The following is a 14,084-nucleotide window of genomic DNA, read 5'->3' on the forward strand; positions in this document are numbered from 1 at the left end:
AACGAATTCATCCGGGGACTGCGGCGGCTCGGGTTCGACGGCCCGTATTCCGGTTGAAAGCATCATTTCATGACGATCGGTCAAGATCGTTTGACTGTCCCCTCAAATTCAGAATTCTCAGTCCCGCAATTGAAAATGATGATTCGCGAAGTCGCGGAAATTATCGATCGCGATATTTCGGCGGACGAGTGGAATAGTCTGAGATGATCTGGTGGTCTTCGGAATACTGTGCCTGCACATTCCCCTCAAATCCGTGAGAGCAATCGGGGGTGTTCCTGCTTTGTTGCGTTTCTAAGCCGTCCATGACGGGTTACAGCCGGACGTTAAATGCGGGCAGCGACCGTGATCTTGGCGGGGAAGAGGTTGCTCATTGCGATCAGTATGAGGTTTCGTAGATCATGTGACGGGGCGGATGCGGTTCGACGAGATCAGGACGGCAAGATAGGCACCGATCGCGACATCGGCTGAAAGGCAGAACGCCGGCCACCAGGCCGGGACGCCGGGATTTTGGATGAATTGGCCGTGGAAGAGATCGAAGATGCCGTGACCTATTAGTCCGATGACGGTGAACCAGAGTGTTGATCTAAAACCGGCCACGGCGAGGCCGATAAAGACGACACCGGCCGCGAATTCCATGATCAGAGCTTGGTTCGAGCCGCCCATCGCGGCAAAGAGATCATATAACAACGCGATAACGATCAACATTGCCGGGTACAGCGCCCGATCGCGGTCCATGCCGACGAGCGATGTAAAGATGCAAACTCCCAGTCCGACAGCGGCACCGATCAAATATTCCATATTCACTCCTCTTTAGTTATTTCCCGCCCAGGAACTGCGTCGAAACAAAGCCCCAGAGGATGATCGATAACCCGCCGATCTCACCGGCGGCCAGCATATATACATACCACGTCGTCCTGAAATCGCGTTGCCGAAACAGGTTGTCGGTCTTATTCATCATGCCGGTAACGAAATAACCGACGATCGTGATGCTCAGAAATGCCAGCACCAACGCCGTCGCCAAGAGCTGGACGCCTTCGGAATACGGGTTGTATTCGAGCAGCTTGGCGATGACGAGCATCGCAAAACTGTACAGAAACGCGGCACGATGGGCGATATCAATGTACGCCGGAGCCATATGGTCCGAGCTGCTCAACATTTGCCGGTGTTTTACGATACCAATGAGCATTCCGGCCAAAAGGAAAAGCCCGGATGATAAGAGACTGATCTTGATCGCAAGGTTCATTTTTTTGCTCCTGTATTAATTTTCTAAGACCTGTCGGATCGCATCGATGACCAATTCAGGTTCCGAGAATTGAAAATAATGCCACACTTTCGCTCGATCACCTGCTTTCCGCTCGAAGAGCGTTTTACGAGATCGCTCCGGAGAGAGATACGTGTCAGGCACGGCGACCTTGAGCGCAGACAATGATCACCGATCCTGGCAGTTGTCGGGGCATTTGTTTATTTCGAATGTCGAGACAAAGTGAAATAAAACTTGGGTATCGTGAACGTGGCCTGCGCACAGCTTGCGGTGTTCGACCTGGAACGGCACATTCAGCGGGATCTGCGGTTTGAATTCACCAAAGGCCCGCAGCCCGTATTGGACATGTTTTTCTGCAAGCTTGTCGCAGCCGCTCCATTGACAACACATGATCTCGCCTTCCGGTTCAAAACATTAGGACTGCGGAAATGTAACACTAAACGCGACGATACCGCAACGGTGTCGAACCGTCGCGGCAGGCCGACATCCGGCGATCAAAGTGCGGACCCGTTACTTGCGCTATTGCGCTAGTCTGAGGTGCGAGATGTTCGGGTTTTGGGGGATCATGCCTGGTGCCGGGGGCAGGATGTTTTGCCAGCGGGTTTTGTCTTCGAGGAGACGGTTGATGTCTTCGACCTTTAAGGGTTTTGAGAAGAGGTAGCCCTGGCCGTATTCGCAGCCGAGGATGCGGAGCTGGTGATATTGGTGAATGCTCTCGATGCCTTCGGCGACGACCTTGAGGTTGAGGGCCTTGGCGAGGGCGATGACGGTGCGGACGATCTCGCCGTTCTCAGTATTGCCCTCCATCGCACTGACGAACGAACGGTCGACCTTTAGCAGATCGATCGGGAAGCGTTGTAGATAGCTGAGGCTCGAATAGCCCGTTCCGAAATCGTCGATGCTGATTTGCACGCCGGTTTCCTTGATCTGTTTGAGCATCAGGATGGCGGTCTCGGCGTTTTCCATGATCGCACTTTCGGTCAGCTCTAATTTCAACGAAGACGGGGCGATGCCTGTCTGGTCGAGGACGTCCTGTATTTGCTGGACAAGATCGGGATGGGCAAAGTGTTTGCCCGAGAGGTTGACCGCCACGCTTAGCGGTGTTTCGCCCTGACGTTCTTTCTGCCACGCGACCACCTGATTGCATGCCGAGTGAAGGATCTGGATCGTCATCGGAATGATCAGTCCGGTGCTCTCCGAGATCGGGATGAATTCATTGGGCGGCACGAGGCCGCGCTGCGGATGATTCCAGCGGACGAGGGCCTCGAAGCCGACGAGCGATGCAGTTTCGAGCCCGATGATCGGCTGATAATATAGTTCAAATTCCTTACGCTCGATCGCAAACCGCAGATCGGTCTCCAATTGCAGACGCGTGACTGCACGGATGTGCATCTTTTGGTCAAAGATGACGTGGTTTTCGTTGTGGTCCTTGGCGTAATACATCGCGATATCGGCGTCGCGAAGGATGTCTTCGGCCTCGGCGTATTTCGAATTGCCGAACGCGATGCCGATCTTGACGTTGGTAAAGACCTGACGTCCGTCGAGCGTGTACGGCTCGGCAATGCGCTTGGCAAGTCGTTCTGAGAACGCCGTAGCTTCGTCCTTCATCAGCAGATCGGTCAGGATAATGCCAAATTTGTCGCCGCTGAACCGGCCGACCATGTCCTCTTCGCGAACCATGTTTGTCAGTCGTTTGGCGACGTTCTTGATCAAACGGTCTCCGATCGAGTGGCCGAGACTGTCGTTGATCGTCTTAAATCGATTAAGATCGAGCAGCAGAACCGCGAAATTGACCTCGCTGTTTTCGCGGCTTTGGACCAACAGGTCCTTGAGCTTGTCGATGAAAAAGTTGCGATTCGGAAGTCCCGTCAAAGCGTCGTGATAGGCGGCGTGACGAAAATTCTCGTGGCTTTCCTGCAGTGCCGAACTGCTGCGTTCTAACTCTTCAACATAGTGCTCGAGTTCGCGAACGTGTTTTTCGGCCTGTTCAGCTCGTTCACGCTCGGATTTTTTCGCATATTCCGACGTTTTCCGCACGTCATTTACGAAATGTCGGAACGTCAGATACATTATCCCAAAAAATACTACGACAGCTGCAAATAGAAATATATTGACTTGTTCGAGAGCCTTGAGTATCAGCCCCTCCATGAACGCCCCGCTCAAATACATTACGAGTGCGTCGACACAGTTTTTGGTCCAAACGTCCAGGAACGAGCGTTCTTCTTTAATCGCCGAAAAAACCGACGCAGCGACCGAATTGACAACAAACAAAGACAACGCCATTACGACAAGCAGCCAGACGAATCCCGTCAACTCATGGCGTTCGAGAATCACATCGGTCGGGCCGAAAATGAATAATACGATCTGCGAGGTAATTAATACACCGACCGCCGCGACCATTGTGTTGATCGCGATCGTTCGCGTTTCTGATCGCGACGCCCTGCGGCGTAGATTTAACGATGCGATAGCACTGTCGAGCATGGCGATGAGCAAGGCGATCTCGCCGCCATATTTGATCATCGCGATAATGACCAAAGCGTCCGAGATCGTCAGGTGAATGTTGATGCGCGGCAATTGTATTCGCAAAAAGCAGCTGCAAAAGATCGTAAGAACGGTTAGCGTAATAACACCGGCATCGATACGCGCGATCGGATTTCCGGCGAACGCCCACCCGAGAGCAAATAGCGCGAGCGGCAAGAGTATAGCCGTGAAGAGATTAATATATTTGTCTTTTCTATCCATCGTGGCCGGTGAAAAGCCTGTGATTGCGACAGTCTATTTGGGAATATCGACCCGGAATGGGCCTAGTGCGGACCGCCGGAGGAATCCGACAAATATAATCATACGTTAAACTTTGTTATTTGCCAACAAAAATCTTTGTTGTTTTGAAAAAAGATAAAACGGGTACGGCAGAAAATTCTGCCGTACCCGAAGTCTTGTTTTCTATTCCGACTGTAGGTCTACTTAAAGAACTAACTTTTTTAATACATCGAAGGCGTATTGTCACCTGAGATCAAAGGACTGCTGCTTCCGAACGTTGTGTCGCTGACCAACAAGCCGTCGCTCACAAGCAAACCATCACTCACAAGCAAACCATCACTAACCAGCAATCCATCACTCACCAAAAGCCCGGAGCCGAACATCTGGCTGTAGTCGATGAAAGGCACACCGTCGCTCACGAGGAGGCCGTCGCTGACCAACAGGCCGTCGCTGACAAGCAATCCATCACTGACAAGCAATCCGTCGCTGACGAGCAGTCCGTCGCTGACAAGCAGGCCGTCGCTCAGCAGATAGCCGGTTCCGTAAACTCTCTGATAATCAGAGATCAGTTTGGTTCCCGAGACGTATCCGCGATCGACCATCATGCCGCTCGACCACAGGAACGTGTGTCCGGCGATCGTCGTTTGATGTGTAGGCAAAGTAGTGGCTGTCAGCATCGGCGAACCAAGAGCTGTCGTGTTCGTATGATCCTGACGTACTAGCTTTGCGAGTCTCACTGCGCCTTCTACGTTGACCTGACCAGCACCCTGTTCGAGATGATTGAATCCCGCGAGCGGCTGGGCCGTATACATCAAGATCATCTTGACCATGTTAGGCGTCAGCTTAGGATTCGCCTGAAGCAGCAGTGCTGCCGTACCGGCGACGATCGGTGTCGCCATCGACGTACCTGAAAGGTACATCATGGTGACTTCGTCGTTGTTCGAGCTGGTCGGATAAACACCGAGCGTCGGGTTGTTCTCGAGTAGGATGCTGTCGCGTCCGGCTGCGGAAACGATCTTGTTTCCGGGTGCTACGATCTCAGGCTTAATGACGTGGTCGTACTGTTTATTGCCCTGAGCATCCGTATAGAACGAACGTGTTGGCCCACGCGAACTGAATGTCGCGATGCCATCGTCGCTGCGTGAATCTGTACCAAAGGTATTGGTCGCACCAACGGTGATGACCGACGGGTCGTTGCCCGGACTGTGGATCGCTCCGTACTGTTTCTGCCCGGCGGCATTTTTTGCCGTTGTTCCCGGCGGCGGCGACAACTACGATCCCGGCGTCGACCAGTTTCCGTACTGCACGGCAAAGCGGATCGTTCCGCCATGTTTCGACGGCCGGCGTACCAAGGCTCATGTTGACGACCTTGATGTTGTTGGCCGCACGGTTGGTGTAGATCCAATCGAGTCCCTGCAAAAGTCCGGCGGAGGTACCAGTTCCGTTGCTGCCAAGCACGCGGACGTTGATGATCTTGGCATTCGGTGCCATGCTGCGGTACTGCGTCAGTTCGCCGCTCTGTCCCTTGCCGCCTGCGATCAGGCCGGCAACATGTGAACCGTGACCGAACGGGTCGCGGCTCGTCGACGAATTGCTACCGCTGCTGACCGTGAAATCCATGTGCTTGGTGACACGGTCGCCGCCGAGCAGGTTTACATTATCGTAGAATGAACGGTGACCTTCATACACGCCCGAGTCAACAACAGCGACGCCAATGCCTGTGCCATCGAGTTGATAGGTACTGTTGACTGCCACACCCAGAGCATTCAAAACGGTCTGCGTCTGTGTCCGGACAAGCGAGACCCCAGTGGTCGTCTCTATATGGCCGAGAAGTTGTACCTGCTTGTCCAGCGAAAGGTGTTTGGCACTCTGAACCGCAGCAACTTCTTCGGCTACACGAACGGGCAGTTCGATAACCAGCATGTTGAGCGATTCGATACGGTCCGCGATGACCACACCATTGCGGTTGAGCACCGCTTGCAGCTGCGGATTGTCTATATCATCCGACTGTAGAATAACCTTAACGGTCCTATCCTGGTCGGCGCCAGCTACTAATTCCCTCAGATCTGGTGAAAGTTTGTCGCCTACGAATCCGTCGGACGAATCAATGGCATCTACTCTTTCAAATTTCGTGCGAAGCTTTGCGTCCGCAGTGGTCGCGAGATATTCGGACTCGCTCGATGCGGTCAGTACACGGAGTTTTCCGCTCGTAACTGCCGAACCGAGACTCTTTGCAGCCTGCATTCCGAACATCGGTGTCGCCGTAGAAAATCCGGCAAGATCGTCTATATAAAGAACCGAATCGGACGATGCTGTGAATGCCGCGAAGCGGTCGATCTCAGAAGCAAGAGCCGCTTGGTCAGGCGAATTGGAATATAGCGCGTTCCAATCGACCCGAAATACTCTCTTGCCGACGCCGTTCAACCGCTGCGCGACAGCCTGCAGCACGCCGTCGCGTGCATATCCATATTCATCGATCAAAACTGCACTCTTACCTGTACGTGCCGCAAAAATATCCACGATGCGTTTGGACGCCTGTGAATTGCTGTCGGTATCAGTGGCGGAAGCACTAACCTCGATCAGATATTTTGCAGCAGGCACTGTCGATGCGGCAGTTTCGCCTGATGGCGTGTTGACGGCCGCAACCTGTCCAAAAGCGATCGTACTGAATACGATCGATTGGATGATCACGGCGGTCAACATCTTGGTCAGATCTTTAAGTTTCATAATGTACCCTCTCTTCGCTCGTTGAGCGTTGCGGATATTCAAGGGAACTTTCCCACGATTCTAATCGCAATGGTCGTGCCACCACGCCGGAATTTGCTCGGATGCCTGTATTTACTGCATTCCGAATCGAACCGCCGCCGCCGGGCATTTTGCCCTTCTGTCAGATTGACCGACCTGCTCATTCATCTTGACCAGATTTCGGTCTATCGAGATCCATGGCGATCCCGGCGTTTGGACGCGAATGTGCGAAAGTGTACATACTCGTGGGTTTCGGCGTGATTACATTGATGTTGTCGCCAGAAATGGCGCAGAGGGAGAGAATATTATGAAAAGAAAGCTAATTATTTTGTCGATGATGTTCGCTATGTCATTTTTGATCCTGCCGTTTGATAGCGCCGTTTCGGCGAAAGATCGGTACGGCAGCAGTGTCAGCTCAAACGTCCAACCGGGTCGGCAGCGGCAGGTTTGGCGAAGCAAAAGAAAGCGACAGGGACCTAAATGGAATCACGGATACCGTAACTACGGCCAGTATCGAAAGACTCAGGTCGGCAACCGCCGCTACCGTACCGTTCGACGATCTTATTGGACGAACGGCACCCGCGTTTACCGCTGGATCCGTGTCTATTACTAAACGGAAACGCCAAAACGGTTCTCACAGAAAAGACGGTGCAAATCTCTCGGCACCGTCTTTTTTTAATTGATACCAGCCATCAAAAAAAGCGGGCCGCCAAAAGCCGCCCGCTTGATGGGAAATTGTAGTTCACCAAACTACTTGCCCGTATTTACATACTGAATGCAATCGCCTTGGTTTCTGAACAGAGTACCGTCAGCACGTGTACGCGTTTGCCATCCATTGTTCTTACATTGGTTTGCATTTGCAGGAATGTTAAGCGTAGCGAATCTGACCGACGGTTTGTATCCAGTCCAACACCCACTGTCCAGACGGAATGAACCGACCCCACCAACTCCGTTATCGCAATACCAACCGGCTGTTAGTGTATTAAAATAGGCACTGTCCGGATCAGGGTTCACTCCTACCGAAGTCACGCCCTCCAAAGCAACATTTAACGAGTCGTATGGACATCCTTCGGAAGTAGCAGAACACGGCATAGTTCCAATCGGTGTATATCCATAATTGGAAGTGTTGTAAGCGATTCCGTAGATAACCTCATTTGGTATCGCGAGACCTGTCAGATTGAACGTGATATTAGCTGCATACCCGTTGAAGCAAGTTCCCGTAGATGCCTGGTACCAACGCCCGCCGGTACAATTGACCAGATCCGCCGACGGCCGATACGGAATCGAAAAAGTCTGTGTGACCGAAGTGATCAAAGATCCGACTGAATTAGCAGGGCCAACATTGTAAATATTAAGGGTTATCGGATGGGTGAAAGTTGCACCAGGCGTAGTGACACAGTCGAAAGTACTCCACCCGCCACTTTGGCAGGCCCAACTGCTCATGGTTTGAGTTACCCTAAATAGTGAGCGTCCTCCGGATGCAAATTGGATTCTATCCCCCACTTCTGAAGCTTGCTGTGCTTGTAATGGCTGGCTCGAAACGTTGCCCGGTAGCGGGCTCGGGATACTATCGTAAATGACTTGGCCCTGCCCCATTGCCGCAGCGGCCATGCACGCAAATACCAATATGTTGACTAGAAAACCAAAACTAAATTTTCTCATATTACATCTTCTCCTTCGTAAACCCAGATATATCACGCCAGATTCGAGTGAACGGCAAATACTGAAATGAAAGCCATTACTTTTCGATACGCCGTCAATATCTGATAAACGCGAAGCGGCGTTAGCCGCCTCAACAGGCACGGATTCCGGACGCGCGTCGGGGCAACGAGCGAATCCGGACGTTCGACGCGCGACAAGTCATAGGATTGCGGCCCATCGAACTTTGTTTATAGTTATGCCGACATAATACTCACTGTTAAACAACGTGTCAATACTTTTTTCGCGCAAAAAAAACGGCTTTCGTGATCACGAAAGCCGCTTTCTAACCAGGATGAGTTAGGTCTACTTTGTAATTCCGACCTGTGTCAGAGCATACGCATAATCGAACGCGACCTCTTTCAGACGGTCGTAGCGGCCTGAGGCTCCGCCGTGGCCGGCCCCCATGTTGGTCTTCAGGAGGATGACGTTCTTGTCGGTCTTCATATCGCGGAGTTTGGCCGCCCACTTGGCGCCTTCCCAATACGGGACCTGGCTGTCATTCAGCGAGATCTCGATGAGCATGTTCGGGTAAGCCTGCTTTTTGACGTTGTCATACGGCGAATAAGTGACCATATAATCCCACGCTTTCTTCTCGTTCGGGTTACCCCATTCGATCCATTCGCCGGTTGTAAGCGGCAGGCTGTCGTCGAGCATCGTGTTCATAACGTCAACAAACGGCACCTGCGCGATCGCAGCCTTGAACGTCTCGGGCGATTGATTGACGACGACGCCCATCAACAGGCCGCCAGCCGAGCCGCCTTGGATAACGAGGCGATCGGACGACGTGTATTTATTGGCGATGAGCCATTTTGCCGAATCAATGAAGTCGTGGAACGTGTTCATCTTCTTGAACATACGGCCGTCCTGCCGCCATTTTTCACCTAATTCCGATCCGCCTCGGATATGAGCGATCGCGTAGATCATGCCGCGATCAACGAGCGACAATCTTGCTGTCGAAAAGTTCGGCGTCATCGACGCACCATACGAACCGTACGCATAAAGCAGCATCGGCGACTTGCCGTCGAGCTTTGTGCCCTTTTTCATCACGATCGAGACCGGAACCTTGACGCCGTCGCGTGCGATCGCCCATACGCGCGTTGTTTCGTAATTGTCTTTGTTGTGGCCGCTCGGAATTTCCTGCTGTTTGACGAGTTCACTTTGACGCGTCTTGAGGTCGAATTCGAAGGTCGAATTCGGCGTGATCATTGATGAATAGTTGTATCGGACATACGGCGTATCGTATTCAGGGTTATTGGTGAGCCCCATTGCATAAACGCTCTCGGGAGTCGGAATACGCATATTGGCACGCCGTGTTTTGCGGTCCATCACCTTGAGATATTCGAGGCCGTTCTCGAGCTCGGAAACGACGGCGTAGTCCTTGAAAAAGCTAATTCCCTCGATCTTGACCGCCGGATCATGAGCGATAAAATCTTTCCAGTTCGCCTCCGATGGATCGGCGGCCGGTGCACGCATCACCTTAAAATTCTCCGCGTCCTTGTTGGTCACGATGTAGAACTCGCCCATGTCATAATCGGCGCTGTATTCGTGATCGGGGCGACGCGGGCTAAGTATCTTCCATTCGCCGAGCGGCGTTTCGGCGGGCAGATAGCGATATTCCGTCATCGTCGCCGCACCGGACTGGATGAACATCATCTTTTTATCACGCGAACGGCCGATGCCGGAATTGAATAGGACATCCTTCTCTTCGTAAATGAGCGTGTCGGCGTCGGTCGTGCCGACGGTGTGCCGATAGATCTTGTCGCTGCGCTTTGAGACAGCGTCTTCCTGCCCGTAAAAGAAATACTTGCCGTCAGCCGACCATTCGGTCGACGTGACGCGCTCGATCTTCTCAGGCATTGTCTTGCCCGTCCGCAGATCTTTGAACTGCAAAGTGTATTGCCTGTAACCCGTTGTATCGGTGGAATACGCGAGAACGTTGCCATCGTCACTGACCTCAAATGCTCCGATCGAGAAAAACTTAAAGCCCTTTGCCATTTCGTTGACATCGAGCAGCGTTTCAGGATTCGCACCGTCACGGGTCTTGCTTCGCAGGTAGGTCGCGTATTGCTTGCCTTCCTCGGTCTTGTTGAAATACCACCAGTCACCGATCTTCGTCGGCACGCTGAGGTCGGTCTGTTTGATGCGGCCGAGCATTTCCTTGTAGAGCGTATCGACCAGCGGCTGGTGATTGCCCATAAATGACTCGGTGTAATTGTTCTCCGCCGTCAGATATTCGATGATCGCGGGATCCTTCTCCTTGTTGCGGTCGCGCATCCAGGCGTAGTTATCCGTGATCTCATAACCGTGGATCTTCAATACTTTGGGTACTTTCTTTGCAATGGGTGGTTTCATAGCTTGAGCAACGATGGTGATGTTGCCGATAACAATAATGATAAACAGAGACGCGATACACAACAATCCTTTGATCATTTTAGGCTCCTTTGAATTAGGCAAATTCTGTGGCTAATTACGCTAAATTCTATTGGTTTGTTTCGGAATGCACAAAGCGGATGGCTTTTGGCCTTTCGTCTTTGATATGTCAGATCTCATATTCGAAATTTCATATGTCAGATTCTGAATCCTTGATATTAGATAGCGACCATTGACCTAAGATCGAAAACCCAAGCCTGACAACGACAATCGAGGGCAATCAGCGTACACTCGGTTTTATGCCTAAATATGATGTCTACGTAGTATGCGACCAATGCGGCCAGCCGCATGCGGTAAATGTGAAGCTCGAACTCGACGAAGGCGGCCTCGACCGTACGCCGGTCGCCGATGCCTTTGAAGACCGACCGCTGCCGTCCGTGATCACGTTCATGCAAACCAACAAATACCGCTGTCCGCACACCAAACAATTATTTTCCGCCGCTGACATTGGTGACGCGGTATTGTTCGAACTAGGAGTCTAACCGTGACCATACATAAAACAGGCACGAACGAGATCGACTCTTGTTCGTGCCTGTTGTGCTTGTTTGCAGCTAATACGACTCTTACCGTTCCCCGATCGGGACGTATTTCAGGTCGCGGGCACCGATGTATTCAGCTCGCGGACGGATGAGTTTATTGTGGCTGTACTGCTCGAGAATATGGCCGGTCCAGCCTGAGATGCGGCTGACGGCGAAGATCGGTGTGTACATGTCGAGAGCGATCCCCATCAGGTAATACGTTGATGCCGAGTAGAAATCAACGTTCGGATGCATTCCCTTCTTTTCGAGCATCAACTGCTCGATACGCTGCGACATCTCAAACCATTTCAACTCGCCTTTCTTTTCGCCCATGTGACGCGAATATTTACGTAGCCAGGTAGCACGAGGGTCTTCCGTCTTATAGACCGCGTGGCCGATGCCCATGATCTTGCGTTTTTCTTCAAGGGCCTTTTCGAGCCAGCCGTCGACGGCCTCGAGACTGCCGATCTCGATGAGCATCTTCATCACGTTGGTGTTGGCACCACCGTGGAGCGGGCCGGCGAGAGCCGCGATGCCGGCCGTCACCGCACCGTACATTCCGGCAAGCGTTCCCGAGACGACACGCGTCGTAAATGTCGAGGCGTTCAGTTCGTGATCGGCATGCAGGATCAGGCAGACGTCAAACATCCTTTCTTCGTCGGCATCTGCACGCTCGCCGCGAAGCATGTACATAAAGTTTGCCGCAATGCTCAATGTGTGGTCCGGGGCGACGACCTCTTTGCCGTTGCGGATGCGATCCCAGGCTGCGGCGATCGTTCCGATCTGAGCGGTCAGCTTGATCGCGGCTTTGGTCGCGTTCTCGCGATCGGTGCCGTGTCCGTTGGGATCGAAAAAGTCGAGCGACGAGACCGATGTCCGCAGCACGTCCATCGGATCGGCCGTCTTCGGGAACTGCTTCATCAGAGTGATGATCTCGGCCGGCACTTCGTAGTTCGCACGGATCTCAGCATTAAGTTCAGCAAGTTCTGCTGCGTTCGGCAACCGGCCATGCCAGAGAAGATAAACGACCTCTTCAAATGTCGAATGCTCGGCCAGATCGTGGATATCGTAGCCCTGATAGATCAAAATTCCCTGCTCGCCATTAACATCGCCGATCGCACTTTGTGCGGCGACCACGCCTCTTAATCCTGCTGCTGCGGCTGCTGTAGTTTCTGTTCCTGTACTCATTTTTACACCTTACAAATCTAATATGATCTCCAAACTTATATCTTATCTAAGCGCGATTTCAGACACAAGTTAAGCGGCGAAAATTGGGCTGACCAATTGAGATTGATCGTGGCCCACTTTTAAAATGCATTACCCGCGAGGGGCGGCCGGTTCCCAAAGGAGAACCAAACAGAACCGCACCGCATCTCGCGGGTAAAAGTTGCCAGAATTATTAGGATGAGCAGAGCCGCCGGTTGGTTTGCCGCACGGCTCGAAAAAGTCAGATCTGTCTAACGGATCTGACTTTCGTAACTCGTCTTGATCCTTAACTGCTGATTCTGGTTGATGTTGACGTGCTTGCCCCGTTGGATCACAACTGCTCCGACCCCGAATGCGGCTCCGACACCGGCTCCGACCGCAGCTCCGACGGGCCCGCCCGCAACCGCTCCGATCACCAGTCCGGCTCCTGTTGCCGCTCCGACCTTGATCCCGTCATCTTTGAACGAGCTCTTGCCGATCGCGGTGCCTTCGGCATCGACGCGTTTCACGTTGTCGCCTTTCACGGGCATCACTTCGGTCAGGACAGCACTAAAATTCGACCAGCGGGCGTCGGTCAGGATTATTCGGTCGAACGAAAGCGAAAGCTCGCTCCGACGTTTGAGGCGTCCCGGTTTTGTTACTTTGCTGATCCGGCCCTCTACGGTCGCACCGGCGATCTCGGCCGGGGAAACGATCTTGGCCGTAAATTTGTCGCCCTCGCGGCTTTTTTCGGTGCTGACGTCGGTCTGCATTTCGAGCATCAACTCCGTATCACGCGGAATGATGATAACGGCATCGGAAACCGGTTGGTAGGTCGACTGCGACGTTTGGGTCGCGACGCTTGTCGTCAGATCTGCGTTGGTGGTGCCGATGACGGTCTGATTTTGGCTGCTCGTGGTGGTGGTGTTCTCTGCGAGATTATTGTTGATCGTCGCGGCTGTCGTCGCGGCACCGCGGCGTTTCAGATCGGTCGGGAGGCTCGATTCGAACGACCTCTTTTCAAAACCGGTGTTATAGCCCGACTCAAATCCCTGTTGATATCCGTCGCGATATTCGTCGATCGTACCGTAGTCCTTGTTATAGGCACGGTCGGCCTTGGTGTATTCGGCATGGCGGCTAAAGCTCTTTGCCAGACTGTCAATGGTATCGCGATAGCCGGCCATGTAACCGTCAGAATAACCGGTACGATAACCACGCTGTAATGCGATGTTGAGGTTCGCCGTTTGAGCAGAAGCGTTAGATGCTAACAGCATTGGCAATGCCAAATTGCTTAACGAAAGGCTCAGAATCACTACGAATAGATTTCTGCTTAATCTCATTGTTTCTCCTTTGTTTTAGCCGGTAAAGGCAAGAAATGTAATATCCGCTGTAAGTTATACATTATTACCTCAGCTTTTACAAGAAGTTTTTTGATGTAAACGCAAATTATTTTTGCATAAGAAGATAATGAACTGCTTAAGCAC

General features: G+C 52.4%; 11 protein-coding genes. 2 read left to right on the forward strand and 9 right to left on the reverse strand.

The features are described from left to right. Window positions 1-396 precede the first annotated feature (396 nt). The 5 genes from IPK01_16170 to IPK01_16190 all read right to left on the reverse strand — a co-directional run bounded on the left by IPK01_16170 (window position 397) and on the right by IPK01_16190 (window position 6,748). Window positions 397-798, reverse strand: coding sequence for a hypothetical protein (locus IPK01_16170; GenBank protein MBK7934973.1), 402 nt, complete (start codon window positions 796-798; stop codon window positions 397-399). A gap of 16 nt (window positions 799-814) precedes the next feature. Continuing rightward, a complete protein-coding gene (locus IPK01_16175; GenBank protein MBK7934974.1) occupies window positions 815-1,243 on the reverse strand; it encodes a hypothetical protein in 429 nt (142 codons plus the stop codon). 186 nt (window positions 1,244-1,429) lie between these two features. Then, window positions 1,430-1,651: a hypothetical protein gene (locus IPK01_16180; GenBank protein MBK7934975.1), complete on the reverse strand. Its 222-nt coding sequence runs from the start codon at window positions 1,649-1,651 to the stop codon at window positions 1,430-1,432. Between the two features lie 129 nt (window positions 1,652-1,780). After that, window positions 1,781-4,003: a bifunctional diguanylate cyclase/phosphodiesterase gene (locus tag IPK01_16185; protein ID MBK7934976.1), complete on the reverse strand. Its 2,223-nt coding sequence runs from the start codon at window positions 4,001-4,003 to the stop codon at window positions 1,781-1,783. Between the two features lie 1,083 nt (window positions 4,004-5,086). Continuing rightward, complete coding sequence (locus IPK01_16190) at window positions 5,087-6,748, reverse strand: S8 family serine peptidase (GenBank protein ID MBK7934977.1); 1,662 nt, start codon at window positions 6,746-6,748, stop codon at window positions 5,087-5,089. Window positions 6,749-7,073: 325 nt separating this feature from the next. Between IPK01_16190 and IPK01_16195 the strand changes: the two genes are divergently transcribed. After that, window positions 7,074-7,379, forward strand: coding sequence for a hypothetical protein (locus IPK01_16195; GenBank protein MBK7934978.1), 306 nt, complete (start codon window positions 7,074-7,076; stop codon window positions 7,377-7,379). A gap of 137 nt (window positions 7,380-7,516) precedes the next feature. Here the strand turns inward: IPK01_16195 and IPK01_16200 are convergent, their stop codons facing one another. Continuing rightward, window positions 7,517-8,209 carry a hypothetical protein gene (locus IPK01_16200; GenBank protein MBK7934979.1) on the reverse strand — a complete coding sequence of 231 codons (693 nt, stop codon included), beginning with the start codon at window positions 8,207-8,209 and terminating at the stop codon, window positions 7,517-7,519. A gap of 561 nt (window positions 8,210-8,770) precedes the next feature. After that, on the reverse strand, window positions 8,771-10,897 hold the full coding sequence (locus IPK01_16205) for a S9 family peptidase (GenBank protein MBK7934980.1): 2,127 nt from the start codon (window positions 10,895-10,897) through the stop codon (window positions 8,771-8,773). A 239-nt stretch (window positions 10,898-11,136) separates the two neighbouring features. Here IPK01_16205 and IPK01_16210 point away from each other — a divergent pair, with 239 nt between their 5' ends. Continuing rightward, on the forward strand, window positions 11,137-11,379 hold the full coding sequence (locus IPK01_16210) for a hypothetical protein (GenBank protein ID MBK7934981.1): 243 nt from the start codon (window positions 11,137-11,139) through the stop codon (window positions 11,377-11,379). A gap of 81 nt (window positions 11,380-11,460) precedes the next feature. Here the strand turns inward: IPK01_16210 and IPK01_16215 are convergent, their stop codons facing one another. Together IPK01_16215 and IPK01_16220 are read right to left on the reverse strand one after the other, a co-directional pair. Continuing rightward, on the reverse strand, window positions 11,461-12,603 hold the full coding sequence (locus tag IPK01_16215) for a citrate synthase (GenBank protein MBK7934982.1): 1,143 nt from the start codon (window positions 12,601-12,603) through the stop codon (window positions 11,461-11,463). Between the two features lie 269 nt (window positions 12,604-12,872). Then, window positions 12,873-13,940, reverse strand: coding sequence for a hypothetical protein (locus IPK01_16220; protein ID MBK7934983.1), 1,068 nt, complete (start codon window positions 13,938-13,940; stop codon window positions 12,873-12,875). Between the last annotated feature and the right edge of the window lie 144 nt (window positions 13,941-14,084).

Source organism: Acidobacteriota bacterium, assembly GCA_016713675.1.
Taxonomy (GTDB): Bacteria; Acidobacteriota; Blastocatellia; order Pyrinomonadales; family Pyrinomonadaceae; genus OLB17.

Coding starts and splice junctions, on each gene's coding strand:
- IPK01_16215 (MBK7934982.1), bottom strand. CDS start 12,603: ATGAGTACAGGAACAGAAACTACAGCAGCCGCAGCAGCAGGATTAAGA.
- IPK01_16175 (MBK7934974.1), bottom strand. CDS start 1,243: ATGAACCTTGCGATCAAGATCAGTCTCTTATCATCCGGGCTTTTCCTT.
- IPK01_16210 (MBK7934981.1), top strand. CDS start 11,137: ATGCCTAAATATGATGTCTACGTAGTATGCGACCAATGCGGCCAGCCG.
- IPK01_16190 (MBK7934977.1), bottom strand. CDS start 6,748: ATGAAACTTAAAGATCTGACCAAGATGTTGACCGCCGTGATCATCCAA.
- IPK01_16195 (MBK7934978.1), top strand. CDS start 7,074: ATGAAAAGAAAGCTAATTATTTTGTCGATGATGTTCGCTATGTCATTT.
- IPK01_16205 (MBK7934980.1), bottom strand. CDS start 10,897: ATGATCAAAGGATTGTTGTGTATCGCGTCTCTGTTTATCATTATTGTT.
- IPK01_16180 (MBK7934975.1), bottom strand. CDS start 1,651: ATGTGTTGTCAATGGAGCGGCTGCGACAAGCTTGCAGAAAAACATGTC.
- IPK01_16170 (MBK7934973.1), bottom strand. CDS start 798: ATGGAATATTTGATCGGTGCCGCTGTCGGACTGGGAGTTTGCATCTTT.
- IPK01_16220 (MBK7934983.1), bottom strand. CDS start 13,940: ATGAGATTAAGCAGAAATCTATTCGTAGTGATTCTGAGCCTTTCGTTA.
- IPK01_16200 (MBK7934979.1), bottom strand. CDS start 8,209: ATGAGCAGTTGGGCCTGCCAAAGTGGCGGGTGGAGTACTTTCGACTGT.
- IPK01_16185 (MBK7934976.1), bottom strand. CDS start 4,003: ATGGATAGAAAAGACAAATATATTAATCTCTTCACGGCTATACTCTTG.